The organism is Clostridium sp. TW13 (genome assembly GCF_024345225.1).
GTDB lineage: Bacteria > Bacillota > Clostridia > Clostridiales > Clostridiaceae > Inconstantimicrobium > Inconstantimicrobium mannanitabidum.
This window is the reverse complement of sequence record NZ_BROD01000001.1, coordinates 2,615,727-2,634,759: the sequence shown is the minus strand read 5'-3', so window position 1 is coordinate 2,634,759 and position 19,033 is coordinate 2,615,727. Positions and strand designations below refer to the sequence as shown.

At 30.6% G+C, this 19,033-nt stretch carries 14 protein-coding genes and 1 other annotated feature; of the genes, 12 read left to right on the top strand and 2 right to left on the bottom strand.

Going from position 1 to position 19,033, the window contains the following annotated elements; translation table 11 throughout:
- Nucleotides 1-40 precede the first annotated feature (40 nt).
- A complete protein-coding gene (locus OCU47_RS12675) occupies nucleotides 41-922 on the bottom strand; it encodes a LysR family transcriptional regulator (protein ID WP_261828966.1) in 882 nt (293 codons plus the stop codon).
- 478 nt (nucleotides 923-1,400) lie between these two features.
- On the opposite strand from OCU47_RS12675, the gene OCU47_RS12670 reads away from it, so the two are divergent.
- The 5 genes from OCU47_RS12670 to OCU47_RS12650 all read left to right on the top strand — a co-directional run bounded on the left by OCU47_RS12670 (nucleotide 1,401) and on the right by OCU47_RS12650 (nucleotide 7,217).
- Nucleotides 1,401-3,140 (top strand): ABC transporter ATP-binding protein, encoded by a 1,740-nt coding sequence (locus tag OCU47_RS12670; RefSeq protein WP_261828965.1) that lies wholly within the window; start codon nucleotides 1,401-1,403, stop codon nucleotides 3,138-3,140.
- Nucleotides 3,140-4,882 (top strand): ABC transporter ATP-binding protein, encoded by a 1,743-nt coding sequence (locus OCU47_RS12665; RefSeq protein WP_261828964.1) that lies wholly within the window; start codon nucleotides 3,140-3,142, stop codon nucleotides 4,880-4,882. Before OCU47_RS12670 ends, OCU47_RS12665 begins: the two co-directional genes overlap by 1 nt.
- A gap of 102 nt (nucleotides 4,883-4,984) precedes the next feature.
- Nucleotides 4,985-5,140, top strand: coding sequence for a zinc-ribbon domain-containing protein (locus OCU47_RS12660; protein ID WP_261828963.1), 156 nt, complete (start codon nucleotides 4,985-4,987; stop codon nucleotides 5,138-5,140).
- Nucleotides 5,141-5,262: 122 nt separating this feature from the next.
- Nucleotides 5,263-5,506 (top strand) — a binding site (T-box leader).
- A gap of 56 nt (nucleotides 5,507-5,562) precedes the next feature.
- On the top strand, nucleotides 5,563-6,042 hold the full coding sequence (locus tag OCU47_RS12655) for an Lrp/AsnC family transcriptional regulator (RefSeq protein WP_261828962.1): 480 nt from the start codon (nucleotides 5,563-5,565) through the stop codon (nucleotides 6,040-6,042).
- Nucleotides 6,039-7,217, top strand: a complete 1,179-nt coding sequence (locus OCU47_RS12650; protein ID WP_261828961.1) for an aminotransferase class I/II-fold pyridoxal phosphate-dependent enzyme — start codon at nucleotides 6,039-6,041, stop codon at nucleotides 7,215-7,217. The genes OCU47_RS12655 and OCU47_RS12650 overlap by 4 nt, the downstream gene beginning before the upstream one ends.
- 168 nt (nucleotides 7,218-7,385) lie before the next feature.
- Here OCU47_RS12650 and OCU47_RS12645 read toward each other — a convergent pair whose 3' ends face one another.
- Nucleotides 7,386-8,105, bottom strand: coding sequence for an HAD family hydrolase (locus OCU47_RS12645; RefSeq protein WP_261828960.1), 720 nt, complete (start codon nucleotides 8,103-8,105; stop codon nucleotides 7,386-7,388).
- A gap of 627 nt (nucleotides 8,106-8,732) precedes the next feature.
- Here OCU47_RS12645 and OCU47_RS12640 point away from each other — a divergent pair.
- From OCU47_RS12640 to OCU47_RS12610, 7 genes are all read left to right on the top strand, one after another.
- Nucleotides 8,733-9,953: a sugar ABC transporter substrate-binding protein gene (locus tag OCU47_RS12640; RefSeq protein ID WP_261828959.1), complete on the top strand. Its 1,221-nt coding sequence runs from the start codon at nucleotides 8,733-8,735 to the stop codon at nucleotides 9,951-9,953.
- Between the two features lie 59 nt (nucleotides 9,954-10,012).
- Nucleotides 10,013-10,933, top strand: a complete 921-nt coding sequence (locus tag OCU47_RS12635) for a carbohydrate ABC transporter permease (RefSeq protein ID WP_261828958.1) — start codon at nucleotides 10,013-10,015, stop codon at nucleotides 10,931-10,933.
- A 1-nt stretch (nucleotide 10,934) separates the two neighbouring features.
- Nucleotides 10,935-11,846 (top strand): sugar ABC transporter permease, encoded by a 912-nt coding sequence (locus tag OCU47_RS12630; RefSeq protein ID WP_261828957.1) that lies wholly within the window; start codon nucleotides 10,935-10,937, stop codon nucleotides 11,844-11,846.
- A 204-nt stretch (nucleotides 11,847-12,050) separates the two neighbouring features.
- Entirely contained in the window at nucleotides 12,051-13,064 is a 1,014-nt protein-coding gene (locus OCU47_RS12625; RefSeq protein ID WP_261828956.1) for a LacI family DNA-binding transcriptional regulator, read from the top strand.
- A 26-nt stretch (nucleotides 13,065-13,090) separates the two neighbouring features.
- Complete coding sequence (gene malQ, locus OCU47_RS12620) at nucleotides 13,091-14,578, top strand: 4-alpha-glucanotransferase (RefSeq protein ID WP_261828955.1); 1,488 nt, start codon at nucleotides 13,091-13,093, stop codon at nucleotides 14,576-14,578.
- Nucleotides 14,579-14,582: 4 nt separating this feature from the next.
- Complete coding sequence (locus OCU47_RS12615; RefSeq protein WP_261828954.1) at nucleotides 14,583-16,937, top strand: glycogen/starch/alpha-glucan phosphorylase; 2,355 nt, start codon at nucleotides 14,583-14,585, stop codon at nucleotides 16,935-16,937.
- Between the two features lie 84 nt (nucleotides 16,938-17,021).
- A complete protein-coding gene (locus tag OCU47_RS12610; protein ID WP_261828953.1) occupies nucleotides 17,022-19,031 on the top strand; it encodes an amylo-alpha-1,6-glucosidase in 2,010 nt (669 codons plus the stop codon).
- Nucleotides 19,032-19,033: the final 2 nt, after the last annotated feature.

Here is a 19,033-nt window from a genome sequence, read left to right as displayed (position 1 = left end):
TGGTTTTAATTTTCGTTAAAATAAATTCTAAAGAACTTTATTAACAGTATTTTTTGCTATTTTCAAACACTTCTAAAAAATGCTGAGCACTTGTAGAAATATATTTGTCCTTTAAATAAATAGCTGCTATTTGAGTATTTAGTAAAGGATCATCTATTATTTTATATTTTAAATCACTGTTGTTCATTGAGTTGAAAGCTGATTTAGGCATTATGCCAATTCCTAAACCTGCATCTGCCCAAGATAGAGTAGTTCTAGCATCTTCATTTTTGCAAAAGAATAGTGGCTCAAAGCCATGGGCGTTACATCGCTCTTTTATTAGAGACTCAAACCGCTTGTATATTATAAGTGGTTTTTCTTTTAGGTCTTCAATAGAAATTGTATCAATATTCTTGAAAGCATCCAGTTCTTCTCTCATTACAGCAATCATAGGTTCTTCCTCTGCAGTAATATAATCAAAATTTGACATATTAAAAGGAGTTCTAACGATTCCAACTTCAATTAATCCACAATTTAAATATTCTATAATTTTATAAGTGTTTCCTTCATAAAGTTCGAAATTAATATGAGGATAAGTTTTATGAAAAACCTTTAAGCGAGTATCTAATAGAGTGTAGCCAGAAGATGAAACAGTACCTAAAGCTAATGTGCCTTGGAAACCATTCTTCAAATCCATAATCTCTCTGCTAGTGGCATCAGTAAGCTGAATAATTTGTTCAGCTCTATTTCTTAATATACGGCCAGCTGGAGTTAAGTGTATTTTACGACTACCACGTTCTAAGAGTTTTACTCCAAGTTCTTCTTCTAAGTTTTTTAATTGATAACTTAGTGGTGGCTGTGATATATGTAGCTTCTTCGCAGCAGAAGTTATTTGCTCCTCGTCAGCAATGGTTAAAAAATACTTTAGTTGTTTAATATCCATAAATTCATTCTCCTAAGTACAATCTATACATTTTTTATATGGATTATATATATATTAAATATTTTTAATATGGGACTATATATGTTAATATGATACAGTAGTTTAAGGCCATTTACAATATTAATAATAATTGAAAAACTAAATTAGCCATCTGAAAATAGATTAGCATATCAAGTGAAACTTGATTTAGGTGGGGTGTATCCCTATCTGAATCTTAGTTGAACTTACACCCTCAAGGGGTACCTCGTCCAGGAGCGTGCAGCCGTTATCTCCAACTTAAGCAGAAAACCTAAATCTATGATTTAGTGTGAATCGGTTAATCAGACATCTCAAATCTATGATTTGATGATGGTCGCTTACTCTGTGAGCACTCATCTGACTTTAGGAAGGGGAGTTTCATATAAAGTTGGAGTGTTACGGATGCTAGCTATCGGATAAGCCTATGTAATTTCAGATGAGTAAGAATGGGGGAATGATTTTGAAGGTTTTACTGAAGTATTTAAAGAATTATAGAAAGCAGGCTATTATAGGAGCGACTTTCAAGTTGGTAGAGGCAATATTTGAACTTCTAATACCATTTTTTATGGCTAAGCTTATAGATAATGGTATAAGACATAATAATATTCATTATATTTTTCAAATGGGATTAGTTATGTTATGCATTGTACTAGTTGGAGCAGCATCTGCATTTATGTGCCAAAATTGCGCTTCAATAGCATCGCAGGGATTTGGAACAGAGCTTAGACAAGCTACTATGGAAAAGATAGGTACTCTTTCTTTTGCTCAAATTGATGAATTGGGTACTTCATCATTGATAAATAGAATAATTAGTGACATTAATCAACTTCAAGTTGGGTTTGCAATGTTAATAAGACTTGCTGTTAGAGTTCCTTTTTTATGTATTGGTGGAGTTATAATGGCTATGACTATTAATCTAAAGCTAAGTTTAGTTCTTTTTATAATGGTGCCATTGTTTTCATTTGCTATATATAAAATAATGGCAACAAGTATTCCTAAATATAAAGAGGTACAAAGCAAATTAGATAAGATAGCCGTTGTAGTAAGAGAAAATCTTTCTGGAGTAAGAGTGATAAGAGCTTTTGCAAAAATGAATGATGAAAGGAAAAGATTTGAAAAGGCTAATAATGAATATTCTAAGATTTCAATAAGTGTAAGCAAGATATCTTCTTTATTAAATCCTGTAACAACAATAATAATAAATTTCGGAATTATTGCTATTATGTGGTTTGGTGGCATTGAAGTTAATGTAGGTAACATGACTCAAGGAGAGGTAATTGCATATATAAACTATGTGAATATGATTTTATCAGCGCTTATAGTTGTAGCAAATTTATTGATTACATTTACCAAAGCAGCAGTATCAGGTAAAAGAGTTAGTGAAGTATTAAATGTAGACAAGGATTTAGTTGATGGTAAAGGAATAGCCAGCATTAAGAATGGTCAACTAAAAAATGAAGCTAATATTATAGAATTTAAGAATGTAAGTTTTAGCTACAATAAAAATACTGATAGAGCATTAAACAATATTTCTTTTAGAATACACAAAGGTCAAACTATTGGTATTATTGGTTCTACAGGTTCTGGTAAAAGTACTTTGGTCAATTTGGTTCAAAGATTTTATGATGTAGATGAAGGAAGTATTTTTATTAGTGGTACAGATGTTAAAGATTATAGGAGAGAAGAAATTCAAAATAAAATAGGTATAGTCCCTCAAAAGGCAGTGTTATTCACTGGTACAATTGCAGAGAATATTAAATGGGGGCTTGAAAATGCTACTGATGAGCAAATTAGAAAGGCTGCTAAAATAGCCCAAGCTGAAGAGTACATAGAAAAAATGCCACATAAGTATGATACAAATATTTCTCAAGGAGGAGTTAATCTTTCAGGAGGGCAAAAGCAAAGACTTACTATTGCAAGAGCTTTAGTAAAGAATCCTGAAATATTAATTTTAGATGATAGTTCAAGTGCTTTAGATTATGCTACAGATTCAGCATTAAGAAGAGATATTAAAAAATACACTGAAGATATGACTGTTATAGTTATAGCGCAAAGAGTAGCTTCAATTAGAAATTCTGATTTAATTATTGTATTGGATGATGGAGAATTAGTTGGAATGGGTACTAATGAAGAGTTACTTCGAAATTGTGAAGTATACAAAGAAATCAATAATTCTCAAGATGAAAGAGGGGATGAATAATGACTAAAAATAAGGGTACATTAAAGCGCCTTGCTGGCTATGTTGGAAGATATAAACTGTATTTCTTTTTAGCATTAGTTTCAGCCATAGTAAGTAATATTCTTATGATAATAGGACCATTTATAATTGGTAAAGGAGTTGATTACATTGTAGATAAAAATAATGTTAAATTCCAACCTCTTTTAAAGATAGCTGCTATATTACTAATATTGTATTGTGTAAGTGCAGTTTTTCAATGGATATTTCAAGTACTTTCAAGTATTATTTCTAACAGAACAATAGAAGATTTAAGAAAAGAAGTGTTTGATAATTTATCAAACTTGCATTTAAGATATTATGATAGAAATCCACATGGTGAAATTTTAAATAAACTAACTAATGACATGGAATTTATTTCAGATGGAATTTATCAAGCTATAACACAATTCCTATCAGGAATTGTAGCTATCATAGGTTCACTTACTTTTATGTGTATATTAAGTGTTAAGATTACTTTGGTAGTTATCTTAATGACTCCTGTATGCTTTTTTATAGCATCATTTATAACTACAAGATCAAATAGTCTGTTTAAGGAACAATCAAAGACTATTGGAGAATTAAATGGTTATATTGAAGAAATAATGAGTAATGAAAAAGTAGTAAAGGCTTTTGGTTATGAAAAAAGGTCTGAAGAAAAATTTAGAGAAATAAACGGTAGATTATATAAGTGTGGTCGTTGGTCTCAATTCTATTCATCACTTGTAAATCCATCTACAAGACTAGTTAATAATATAACTTATATATTGTTGGGGATTACAGGGGGGATAGCTGCCTTGTCAGGAAGACTTAGTATAGGAAATATATCTAGTTTCTTAACTTATTCTAATCAGTTTTCTCAACCTATAAACAATATTACAAGTGTATCTACTCAGCTTCAAGGAGCATTAGCTTCAGCTGGAAGAGTCTTTGCTTTATTAGACGAGAAACCTGAAGAGCAGGAAAGAGAAGATATGCCTGTGTTATCAGATATCCAAGGAAATATTAAGTTTACTAATGTAGCATTTTCATATTCACCAGATAAGCCACTAATTGAAGATTTTAATCTTGAAGTTAAAAGAGGTGAAAAAGTAGCAATCGTAGGTCCTACAGGTGCAGGAAAAACTACAATTGTCAATTTATTAATGAGATTCTATGAAAATAGCAAAGGAAAAATGTTAGTTGATGGAGTAGATATTACAAGTGTGACTAAGGATAGTCTTCGTAAATCTTTTGGTATGGTATTGCAAGAAACTTGGTTATTCTCAGGTTCAATTAGAGATAATATATCATACGGAAAGAATGATGCAACAGATGAAGAAATAATAGCAGCAGCAAAGGCAGCCAATGCACACAGTTTTATTAAGCGTTTGCCAAATGGATATAATACCATAATCTCAGAAGGTGGAGAAAATCTTTCTCAAGGACAAAGACAATTGCTAACTATAGCTAGAGCAATGCTTGAGTTACCTCCAATGCTAATCTTAGATGAAGCTACCAGCAGTGTTGATACTAGAACTGAAGCAAAGATACAGCAAGGTTTCTTCAAGATGATGAAAGGGAGAACAAGTTTTGTAATTGCACATAGACTTTCTACCATAAGGGATGCTGATTTAATTTTAGTGTTAAATAATGGACATATTGAAGAACAAGGAAATCACGAAGAGTTGCTAAAGAAAAAAGGCTTCTATTATAAATTATATAATAGTCAGTTTGATGCAGAATAGAAAAAATACTATAAATTTATTAATTATTATAATGAATAAATTTAAGAAAAGTAGAGATAATACTATAATGTTAGAATTGTTTTATAACAGGAGGAATATAAAATGGCAGATAAAACTTTAGTATGCAAGGATTGTGGAGAGGAATTTGTTTTCACAGAAGGAGAACAAGAATTTTATAAAGAAAAAGGCTTTGAGAATGATCCTGTAAGATGCAATACTTGTAGAAAAGCTAGAAAGCAACAAAGTAATAGAAGATAGTTTTGTTACTTCAATTGGATTATAGGATAATTTTCTTATAATCCTTTTGTTTATGAAAAATAAATTAAAAAACTTGAATTAAATATATTTTACTATTATAATAATAAGAAAATATATTGAAGTTAAAGATAATGATAAGGAAGAGTACTTTAAATTGAATTCTTAGAGAGCTGAAGATTGGTGTGAATTCAGTAAGGAAATTTATAGGAAGCAGCCTTTGAATCTCTTATTGAAAATAATGATTTTAGTAGATAACGACGTGGTCCTCACGTTACAGAGGAAAGAATATATACATATTCTAACTGAGTGGATAATTTTATATTATCTATTAGGGTGGTACCGCGAATTTTAACCTTCGTCCCTTTTGGGGATGAGGGTTTTTTTATATTTATTTTTAATTAATTTTTAGGAGGAATTTATTTATGGAAGAAATTCTTGAGATCTTAGAAAAGAATGGCAGATGTAGTGATGAGCAAATAGCAGTAATGATAGGGAAAACTGTAGAAGAGGTAAGGGATGCTATTAGGGATTATGAAGAAAAAAATATAATAGCAGGCTATACTACATTAATTAATTGGGAAAACACAGGAACAGAAACTGTTACCGCTTTAATTGAAGTAAATGTTACTCCTCAAAGAGGTGTTGGTTTTGATAAGGTTGCAGAAAGAATATATAACTTTTCACAGGTAAAAGCTTGCTATCTTATGTCAGGTGGATTTGATTTAACAGTTATAGTTGAAGGAAAAACTATGAAGGAAGTTGCACTTTTTGTTTCTGAAAAATTAGCAGTGCAAGAATATGTACTTAGCACAGCAACACATTTTGTATTAAAAAAGTATAAGGATCACGGAACCATATTTAAAGAAAAACAAATAGATGATAGGGAGGCAATATTTATATGATACTAGAAGACATGATACTGGATAATGTAAAGAATATGCCTCCATCAGGTATCAGAAAGTATTTTGATATGATAAATGAGATGGAAGATGTTATCTCTCTTGGCGTTGGAGAGCCAGACTTTGTAACACCTTGGAATGTTAGGGAAGCAGGAATATATTCTTTAGAAAAAGGTCATACACATTATTCATCAAATGCAGGATTTATGGAATTACGTTATGAAATCTCAAAGTATTTAAAAAGAAGATTCAATCTTTCTTATAAGCCAGAAAATGAGATTTTAGTTACTGTTGGAGGAAGTGAGGGGATTGATATAGCGCTTAGAGCTTTAGTTGGCCCAGGTGATGAGGTTGTTGTTCCAGAACCAAGCTTCGTAGCTTATAAAGGATGTACTGCATTTACTGGAGCGACTTCTAGGGTAATTAATTTAAAAGAAGAAAATCAATTTAAATTGACTGCAGAGGAGCTAGAGGAAGCAATAACAGAAAAAACTAAGGTTGTGATAATTCCATTTCCTAATAACCCTACAGGGGCAATAATGACAAGAGAAGAGTTAGAACCTATAGTTAAAGTTTTAAAAGATAAGAATGTAATAGTAATATCAGACGAGATTTATGCAGAATTATCTTATGGCAGTGACCATGTTTCTATAGCAAGTTTTCCAGAGATAAAGGATAAGACTTTAGTCATAAATGGATTTTCAAAAGCTTATGCTATGACTGGCTGGAGATTAGGATACGTATGTGGTAATCCAGTTTTAATTGAAGCAATGAAAAAGATACATCAATATGCAATAATGTGTTCTCCTACTACAGCTCAATATGCAGCTATTGAAGCATTAAAGCATTCTGAATCAGATGTAAATACTATGGTTAAAGAATACAATAGAAGAAGAAGAGTATTAGTAGATGGTTTCAGAAGGATTGGATTAAGCTGCTTTGAACCACTAGGAGCTTTTTATGTATTTCCTTGCATTACTTCTACAGGACTTACTTCAGATGAGTTTTGTGAAAAGTTATTAATGGAAGAAAAGGTTCTAGTTGTGCCTGGTAATGCTTTTGGTGAATGTGGAGAAGGGTTTATAAGAGCATGCTATGCATCTTCTATGGATAATATTGTAGAAGCATTAAAGAGAATGGAAAGGTTTGTTTCAAAACATAAAAATATTGATAAATAATTCCTTTATAAAAAGGTGAATGTCATAACTATTTTATGATTTTATAAGTGAATGTAGCTAAAACCAGCATTTCGTCTATAAATGTTTATATATTTTTATATGTATATAGTTAAAAAGGTAAATATTTAACTATATACATATTTTTATGTTTATCTCTATATTAAAAAATTAAGAATTTACAATCAATGGAGCAACTTCTCGTACATTACCAGACATAATAGAAAAATTACTTTGTAATGGAGTTGTTATCTCTGGAGAAAGATTAGAATCAATATACAATGAATCTAAACCAATAGCAGCAGCACCTTGTATATCAGCAATAAAATCATTACCAATCATAATTGACTCTTCTTTTTTTAGATTAAACTTTCCAATTATAGTATTATAAAACTTCATATCTGGCTTGCAAACATAGTAATCACTAGAAAAGCAAATACCATCAAAATATTTTTCAATATCTAATAATCTCATTTCATATAAGGTAAAGATTCTTTGAGCATTTGATAAAAGATAAATTTTTTTGCTATTTTTCTTTAGTAACTCTAATAATTCAATTACCCCATCATATAGTTTTATGTATTCAATTGATAGAATTCTAAAAAGTTGTGCAGCATCATTTACTGTATCTTTAGATACTTTTATATGCTTATCTTCAAATAATGAATTAAAAATTTCTTCTATAGGAAAATCAGGATATTTGGTATTAGTTATAGAAGTTTGCTTTAACTTTACATTTTGTAGATAAGAAGTTTTCAATTCTTCTGCTGAGTAAATTGCACCTTTAAAAGAATAGAATAAAGATAATTTTTCCCATAGAAGAGTAGATGATTCATCTGTATGAATGTCAACTAAAGTTCCGTATAAATCAAAAATATAATTTTTGTACATATAATACCTCTTTTCATAATAGTTATATTTATATCTTATTCTACAATATTAACTTAAATCCTTTTGTAAGATTCTATAACATTTGAGATAATATCTTTGTTTAAACTTTTAAAATAGGAGAGTTGCTGATAATGATTCAATGGAGAATATATAGTAAATTCTAATTAATACAATTTATAAATTAATCTTTGATGGACAACATTTATTACATTTTATATAAAATAATATCTTGTTATAAAAAAATTCAAATCTAATTCAAAAAAAGTTAATATATGAAAAACTAGTAAAACAGCGGGGTCAAAGAAATAAGTTAGAGGAATGAATAAAATTTACAAAAAAAATTTTAAGAAATTCTAAAAAATGTATTGAAAGTAAAAAAGAATAGTATTATAATAAGCTTGTAAAGGTTACCAGGGGTTTTTACAACATCGGTACCGATACCAAATGGTTTTTTAGTCCAAGCTCTAGCAAATATAAACATATTTATTAAGCTTAAGTGAGGAATAAATAATTATTTTTATCTAAACTTGGTACCGATACCAAAGAATTTTTGGAACCGATACCGAAAATAAAATAATAAAAAAATTTAATCCAAGGGATTAAAGAAAAAATGAGGGGGATTTCATTATGTTAAAAAGAACAAAGGTTATAGCTTGCTTAATGGCAACTATGATGATTGGTGGAGCTTTCGCAGGTTGCGGTAAGAGTGATTCTGGAAAAACTACTACAGGTGGAAAGGAAATTAAGATCTGGTCTCAATATACTGGAGAAAATTTAAAATGTGTAAAAGATTTAGCTGAAGCATGGGCTAAAGAAACTGGTAATAAAGTTAAGGTTACTGAAGATACAAAGGGATTTGATTCTTTGGTTCAAGCATCTAAAGGAAAGAATTCTCCAGATGCAGTAGTTGGTATAGCAAATGACCACTTAGGAACATTCCAAAAGGCAGATTTAATTGACGAAGTTCCAACCGGAACTATGGATGATAGTGATTATATTGAACCAGCATTAAAGGCTAGTTCAATTGCTGGAAAGAGATATGCAGTTCCACTAACACTAGAAACATACGTTTTATTCTATAATAAAGATAAGGTAAAGGAAGCTCCAAAGACTTGGGATGACCTTGTTGCTCAAGCAAAGACTCTTGGATTTAACTATGTATTAAATGATTTCTATTATAGCTTAGCTTTCATTCAAGCTAATGGAGGATATGTATTAAAGACATCTGATGATGGTACAGTAGATCCTAAGGATATAGGATTAAACAATGAAGGAGCTGTAAAAGGTCTTACAATGATTAATGATCTTGCTAATACTAGCAAATTAGTAAGCCCAAGTGTTACTGCAGAAGTAGCTAGAGGTAACTTCCAAAATGGAAAAGTTGCATTCTATCTAAGTGGACCATGGGATGTTGCAGCATTTAAGAAAGCAAATCTTAACTTTGGTGTAGCTACTTTCCCAGAAATAGTACCTGGAAAAGCTGTTCCAACAACTGCTGGAATTAAGTTCGCAGTAGTTCCAAAGAGCTCTCAAAATAAGACTGAAGCTTGGAGCTTTATGAAGTATTTAGCAAAGAATGGACCATACAAGCTATTCAAACAAACAGCAGCAATTCCTGTTCTTAAATCAGAACAAGCAAAGGATGAAATTAAAAATGATCCTATAACAAGTGTATTTGCAAAACAATCTGAATCAGCAATTCCAATGTCTTCTGCTCCTGAATTTGGAACTGTTTGGGATCCTGCTAAAAACAATATTACATTAATGATTACTAATAAACAAACTCCTAAACAAGCAGCAGATAATATAGTAAAACAAATGCAACAAAAAATTGCAACAATGAAATAATTTAAATGGGACGGGGAGAATTTTCTCCTCATCCCAATTTATAATAAGGAGGGAGAAAAATGAAGACTTCAAAGATGGACAAAGCTAGACCCTATTTATATGTATCACCATTAATGATATCAATATTTATATTAAGCTTTCTTCCAATAGTATATACAATCTATATTAGTTTTACTAATTATAATATTAATCATGTTAATGATTACTCATTTATTGGATTTGAAAATTATAAATCTATTTTAACAGGTGATTTACAACCTATATTTTTACCAGTATTTATATGGACTGTAATATTTGCCATTGGTTCAGCAGTTGGTACTTATCTAATTGGACTTATTTTTGCAATGATATTAAGCAATGAAAATATGAAAGAAAGAGGAGTGTACAAAGCTCTTTTAATTTTACCTTGGGCAGTTCCAGGATTAATATCTATGATGATATGGCAAGGTATGTTTAATGCAGAATATGGTGCAATTAATATGATTTTAATGAAGTTCCATATTATTAATACCAAAATACCTTGGTTACTAGATCCAACTTGGGCCAAAGTAGCTGTGTTTGTATTGAATTTCTGGTTAGGATTTCCATGGATGATGAATATATGCCTAGGGGCTCTTTCAGCAGTAGATAAGAGTTATTATGAAGCAGCAGAAATTGATGGAGCAACAAGATGGCAAAAATTTAGAAACATAACCTTACCTTCAATTACAGCTTCATCATTACCTCTTGTAATATCTTCTTTTGCAATGAATTTTAATAACTTCATGGTTCCATATATGCTTAATGAAGGTGGACCAGCTAAAATAGGTGTACAATATGCAGGAGCTACTGATTTACTTGGTGGAGCAGCATATAAGTTGACTGTAAGTACAAATAGATATGATTGGTCAGCAACACTAAGTGTTTTGATTTTCCTTGTGGTAGGAACATTAAGTATCATTCAAATGAAAAAGACTGGTGCTTTTGAGGAGGTAGAGTAAGATGGCAATGAATAATTTACAAACTAACATCAATACAAATCAATCTTCACCACAGTTGGATTTGAAATATAAAAAGAGATTATCAGGCAGAGAAAAAAGAGAATTATGGCTTCAGAGAGTATTTATTTGGTTATCAATTATAATAGTTGTGTTTCCAGTTGTATATATTATAGGAATATCATTTTCAAAAGGAAACGCAATAACTATGGATACTGTTTTCCCAAAAGAACTTACCTTAGACAACTATAAAACAATTCTTTCAGGTGAAAAACTCGATTTTAAGGGTGCATTTTTAAGAACTTGTATTGTTTGTGCAGGAGTTGGTCTTTTACAAATTGTTATGACAGCAACATCTGCCTATGCAGTATCAAAGATGAAATTCAAAGGAAGAAAATATGGACTATTTTCTTTATTAATTCTACAAATGTTCCCAGCAACTATGACTGTATCAGCAATTTTTGCTATAGTTAATGGTCATGATTTGCAAGGACAGTTGTGGGTTTTAATTCTAGTATTAGCGGGTGGTAGTGCATTTAATGTATGGCTATTGAAAAACTTTATGGATGGTATTCCAAAGGAATTGGATGAAGCCGCTAAAGTTGATGGTGCTTCAGAGTGGCAGATATTCACAAAGATAATCCTTCCATTGGCAAGACCGATGATAGCAGTAATGTTCTTCTTTTCCGTTCAAGGAACTTACAATGAGTTCATTATGTCTAATATGATATTAAATGATCCAGATTCACAGACAATAATGCCTCTACTAAGATCATATATAAATGGTCAATATGATACAAACTGGACAGTGTTTGCAGCAGGTTCAGTATTAGCATCAATTCCATTAGTAATACTATTTGCATTTTTACAAAAATATATTGAATCAGGTTTAGTAGCAGGAGCAGTAAAGGGTTAACGAATATAATTATCTATTTTAGATATTTTAATATACATTATTCACTAATTGATAAAGAAGTTGTAAAATAATAATAATTCATAGTTTTATGCATATAGAAATCTTGAAGGATGACTATGTCATCCTTGAGGTTTCTTCTAATATAATATAGAATTAATATTTACAAGTAATGAAATAAACTAGATGTAAGCATGGAGGATGAAAATGAATATAAAGGACATAGCACAATTATCAGGAGTGGGAGTAAGCACAGTTTCTAGGGTACTTAACAATCATTCTGATGTAAAGTTAAGTACAAGAGAAAAAGTACTGCAAATAATTGAAGAATATAATTATATACCAAACAATAGTGCTAGAGTTTTAAAACAAAATAATACTAAAAATATAGGTTTGTTAGTAAAGGGAGTTTTTAATCCATTTTTTTCTGAAATGATTAACATAATAGGAAGCAAAGTAGATTCTGCTGGATATACAATGATTCTTGAGCAGAATGATTATAATATATATCAAGATGTGGATAATGTAATTTCTTTTGCAAAAGAAAAGAAATTGCAGGGAGTTATATGTCTAGGTGGAAACTTTATTGATATTAAAGATGATAGTTTTGCCAGCTTAAATATACCTATTGTCTTAACCTCTGTAAATACATTATCAAAAAAAGGGAAGAAAACATATTCGTCAGTTGGAATTGATGACGTAAAAGCTACTTATGAAGTAACAAAATATTTAATTAGTTTAGGACATAGAGATATTGCACTTATTTTAGGTAAAGATGATGATATAGGGATAAGTTGGTGGAGACTCAACGGTTACAAAAATGCATTAAATGATAGTAATATACCACTAAAAGATGAATATATTCTAATTGGTGAGTATGAAAGTAGACGATCCTATGAAGTTACGAAAAAGTTGTTATTAAAGAATAAAAATATAACTGCTATATTCTGTTTATCAGATATTATGGCAATCGGAGCAGCAAAAGGAATTATAGATAGTGGATTAAAAATTGGAAAAGATATTTCACTAATAGGATTCGATGGTATGGATTATAGTGAATTTTACAATCCAGCTATCACTACAGTTAAGCAGCCTAAAACATTAATGGCAGAGACAAGTATAAAACTATTATTAGATTTAATAAAAAATAGCATTGAAAATCAACACATACTATTAAATACTGAATTAATCGAACGTGAGTCATGTAGAAGAATAAAGTAATAATTTAATTAATGAGGTGATAAACGATGGAAAGAGGTAGCGGAATATTAATGCACATTGCTTCTTTACCAGGAAAGTACGGCATCGGTACCTTTGGTAAAGAAGCTTATAACTTTGCGGATTTCTTGAAAAAATCTGGTCAAAAGTATTGGCAGATACTGCCTTTAGGACAGACCAGTTATGGAGACTCTCCTTATCAATCTTTTTCTGCATTTGCAGGCAATCCATACTTTATAGATTTTGATATCTTAGAGCAAGAAGGATTATTGAATAAAGCAGATTATGAAAATATTAATTGGGGAGATAATACAGAAAAAATTAATTACAGTTTGTTGTTTGTAGAAAAATACAAAGTGTTAAGAAAAGCATTTAAGAATTTTAAGGGTAAAGAAGATAGTGAAATAGAAAAGTTTAAAGAAGAACAATCTTTATGGTTGGAAGATTATAGCTTGTATATGGCTATAAAAAATCATTTTGGTATGAAAAGTTGGCAGCAATGGGACGAAGATATAAAGTTTAGGCATTCAGATTCTGTTAAACGTTACACTAAAGAACTAAATGAAGAAATAGAATTTTGGATTTTCCTTCAATACCACTTCTTTAAGCAATGGCAAGCATTAAAAGCTTATGTAAATAAGCAAGGCATTGAAATAATTGGAGATATTCCAATTTATGTTGCTGAAGATAGTGCAGATTGTTGGGCAAATCCAAAAGCATTTATGTTTGATCCGGATACGTTAAAACCAACAAAGGTTTCTGGATGTCCACCGGATAGCTTTGCTATTACTGGTCAACTTTGGGGAAATCCAATTTATAATTGGGAATACCACGAAGAAACTGAGTATTCATGGTGGATAGACAGAATGAGAGAAAGTTTGAAAATATATGATGTGCTTAGAATAGATCATTTTAGAGGTTTTGAGTCATACTGGTCAGTGCCAGCTGAGGATAAAACAGCAGAAAATGGCGAATGGGTAAAGGGACCGGGAATAAAACTATTTGATGCTATTAAAGAGGAATTAGGAGAACTTAATATAATAGCTGAAGATTTAGGGTTCATGACAGATGAAGTTATAGCTTTTAGAAAGGCTACTGGATTCCCAGGAATGAAGGTACTTCAATTTGGATTTGGAGGACCAGACAGTTCATATTTACCACATAACTTTGAAGATAGAAAATGGGTTGTGTACACAGGAACCCATGATAATGATACCTTTAGAGGTTGGTATGAGAAAACAGGATCTAAGCAAGAAACTAACTTTGCAAGAAAATATTTATATTTAAATAAAAAAGAAGGATACAACTGGGGTTTTATAAGGGGAGTGTGGAGCAGTATAGGTGATACTGCAATAGCATTGATGCAAGACTTTTTAAATCTTGGCAATGAGGCAAGAATTAATGTTCCATCAACCTTAGGAAACAATTGGACTTGGAGATTAAAAGAAGGATTATTAACAGATAAGCTAGCAGAAAAAATTTATTATATAACTAAAACTTATGGAAGGTGTGAATAGGAATATGAAGAGACAAGAAATAATAAAAGGAATGGAAAAATATCTTAAAGTAAAATACGGAGTAAAAATTGAAGAAGCAAAAGAATATGAAATATTTAATGCCTTATCATTAACTCTTCTTGAAGGGATTGTAGATGATTGGAATAAGACTACAGACGAATACAGTAAACACAAAAAAGCTTATTATTTTTCAGCAGAATATTTAATGGGAAGAGCCTTAGGAAATAACTTGATAAGTTTAGGTTTATATGATGAAGTTAAGGATATTCTAGAACAATATAATATTAATATTAACAAGATAGAAGAAATAGAAGAAGATGCTGGTTTAGGTAATGGTGGTCTTGGAAGACTTGCTGCATGTTTCATGGATTCAGCAGCTACATTAGATATGCCTTTAACAGGATATGGAATCAGATATAGTAATGGATTATTCAATCAAAAATTTGTAGATGGTTTCCAAATGGAAGAAGCTGATAATTGGTTAAAATATGGAGATCCATGGAGTGTAAGAAAAGATAGAGATACACAAATCGTTGAGTTCTCAGATATGAAAGTTAAAGCTGTACCTTATGATACTCCTATCATCGGATATGGCACTAAAAATATAAATACTTTAAGACTTTGGAAATGTGAAGCAATCAATGAATTTGATTTTAATGAATTTAATGATCAAAAATATGATAAAGCAGTTAAGTTAAAGAATAGAGCAGATGATATATCAAGAGTTTTATATCCTAATGATTCAAATCAAGAAGGAAAGTTATTAAGATTAAGACAACAATACTTTTTAGTTAGTGCTTCATTAAAAGACATTCTTAAGAAGCATAAAGAAAAGAATGGTGAGATCACTAAAGAATTCTCAAGTTTGCATGCAGTTCAATTAAATGATACTCATCCAACTCTTGCAATACCTGAATTTATAAGAATTTTAGTTGATGAAGAAAACGTAAAGTTTGAAGATGCATTAGAAATAGCTAAGAAGGTTTTTGCTTATACAAACCATACAATTTTAGCAGAAGCATTAGAAAAATGGGATGTAAAATTAATAAAGAAATTATTCCCAAGAATACATGCTATTATTGTTGAGATTGATAAGAGTTTAGCTAAAGAATTAAAGTCTAAGGGATATACTGATATATCAGATTTTAAGATAATTGCAAACAGACAAGTTAGAATGGCTAATTTAGCAATTTACGTGTCAAGCGCAGTTAATGGAGTTGCTCAACTTCATACTGATATATTAAAGGATACTGAACTTAATAATTGGTACAAGTTATATCCTACTAAGTTCCAAAACAAGACAAATGGTATAACTCCAAGAAGATGGTTAAGATTATGTAATCAAGAATTATCAGCATTAATAACAGAGCTACTTGGCAGTGAGGCTTGGGTTAAGGATTTATCTTTATTAGAAGGTTTGAAGAAATTTGAGAATGATGAAAAAGTATTGAAGAGATTCATGGATATTAAGCATAAAAAGAAAGAACAATTAGCAGATTATATCAAAGAAAACCATGGAATCGAACTTAATCCAGATTCATTATTTGATATTCAAATCAAGAGATTACATGAATATAAGAGACAATTATTAAATGCATTCTACATTTTAGATTTATATTATAGAGTAAAAGAAAATCCATCAATGGATATTCCTCCTGTAACATTTATATTTGGAGCTAAGGCATTCCCAGGATATAGAAGAGCTAAAGCTATAGTCAAATTTATAAATGAAATAGGAAGAATGGTTAACAATGATGCATCAATCAATGGAAAGATAAAGGTTGTATTTGTTGAGAATTACAGAGTATCATATGGAGAAAAATTATTCCCAGCAGCAGATTTATCTAAACAAATTTCTACTGCAGGAAAAGAAGCTTCAGGTACTGGTAACATGAAGTTTATGTTAAATGGAACACCTACATTCGGAACTTTAGATGGTGCCAATGTTGAAATAGCTCAAGCTAGTGGAGAAGATAATAACTTCATATTTGGATTAAAAGTTGAAGAAATCGAAGCTCTTAAGGGTAAATATTCAACTGAAGAATTCTATAGCAAGAACAAGGATTTAAAGAAAGTTATAGATTCATTAATTGATGGAACTTTTGATGATGGTGGTTCTGGAGACTTCCAAGACTTATATAATTCATTAATGAAAGAAGGAGATCAATACTTCTTATTAGCAGATTTTGAATCTTTCAAAGCAACTGAAGATCAAGTGTTTGCTGCATACAAAGATGAGAAGAAGTGGGCTCAAAAGTGTTTCGCTAATGTATGTAATTCAGGGGTATTCTCAAGTGATAGAACCATACTTCAATACTGTGAAGAAATATGGAATATCAAAAAGACTCCTATTAAATAAGCCTTATAATAATAATATAAATAAAAGGTTCTTTAGAAGTAATATTTTCTAAAGGACCTTTTTAAATAAAATTGGAGGATGATTATGGAAGAGGTATATAAATTAGGCCGTGGACAATGGAAAACAATAGAACAAGGCAATGAACTTTTATGGATGATAGGTAATGGAATAGGAGGATATGCAAATCAAACAGTAAGTGGAGGAGGAGCCATGTCCTTTAACGGGTATTTAATAGCTTCTTTAAATCCTCCTGTAAGCAGATATTTGGTATTTACAAGAACTCAAGAAGAACTTCTTATTGGGAAAAGAAAATATGATTTAACTTCTCAACAGTATATTAATTTTTCTAAAAATGGTCAACAATATCTTCAAAGATTTTTATTTGATAGCGTACCTGAATATAGTTATAAAGTTGAAGATGTTAGTATTAAGAAAAGTATTGCCATGGAGTATGGTCATAATACAGTAGTAGTTTGTTATGAAGTTGACAACGGAAGTGAAGATATTAAGTTAAATATAGTTCCACTATTTAATTATAGGGCAGCTGGAGAAACTACAGAAAAAGCACAATTGGATTTTATGGTTACAAAGCATGATAATTATTTAAATCTTATACCAAAAGAAAATAATCAAATGAGTATTGATTTTCAAATTTCAGAAGGAAGTTTTTATGATAGAAACCAGATACCAGTAAGTATGGCTACACCTAATTATCTAATTGAAGAAAACCATTACTATATGATAGATAATAGAACTGGATATTTAGGCTTAGACAATCATTATACTCCTTACGAAGTGCATATAGATGTTAAAGCCTTTGAGCATAAAAAATTCTATGTTAAGTGTACTACAGAAGGGCTAAACAATCGAGATGGTTTTGAAATTTTAAATGAATATAGAGAAAGAGCTGACAGATTAGTAAGAAATGCAGGGTATGATAATGGCTTTATAAATAACTTGGTAAAGGCTGCAGATCATTTTATTGTTAAAAGAAATAGCACAGAACTTAAAACAATTTTGGCTGGATTCCCATGGTTCACGGATTGGGGCAGAGATACAATGATTGCTTTTGAAGGCTTGCTGCTTGTAACAAAAAGATTTGAAGATGCAAAAGAAATTTTGGAATCCTTTGCAAAGTATATAAAGAATGGATTGGTTCCAAATCTATTTCCTGATGAGAATACAGAACCTGGTTATAACACTGTAGATGCGTCACTTTGGTATTTTCAAGCTGTGTATAAGTATTTAATGTATACAAGAACAGAGGAAGCTTATAGTTTTATTAAGGAAAAAATATATCCTAAGTTGATAGAAATTTTCAAAGCGTACTCTACCAAAACAGATTTTTCTATAGGTATGGATGAGGATGGATTGATTTATGCTGGAGGCGGCTTAGATCAAGTAACTTGGATGGATGTTAGAGTTGGAGATTATGTAGTAACACCAAGACACGGTAAACCAGTAGAAATAAATGCTCTTTGGTATAACGCTCTATGCATTATGGAAGAGTTGAGTTTTAAATTTGGTGAAAGTACGGATACTTATTCTAAGCTTAAGCAACAAGTTAAAGTATCATTTAATGATAAGTTCTGGAATGAAGAAAAACATTGCTTATATGATGTGGTTGATGACAATGATTCATCAATAAGGCCAAATCAAATTTGGGCTGTATCCTTACCATTTTCAGTGCTAGAAAGAGAAAAGGAAAAGAGTGTTGTTGAAATTGTATATAAGCATTTATATTCAACTTATGGTTTGAGATCATTATCATTTATGGATGAAAGATTTAAACCTAAATATATAGGTAAGTTATTAAATAGAGATTGTGCTTATCACATGGGAACAACTTGGGGATTTTTAATCGGACCTTTTATCACAGCCTACTGCAAGGTAAATGATGATTCAAAAGAAGCTCTTGAAAAAGCTAAAGAAATGTGTGAAGTTTTTGAAGATCACATGAAGGATGGTTGTATAAATGGTATAGCAGAAATTTTTGATGGTGAATTCTCATCAACAAGTAGAGGCTGTTACACACAAGCATGGAGTGTTGGAGAAGTTTTAAGGGCTTATGCTTATGTAATTGAAAAGTATTAAAT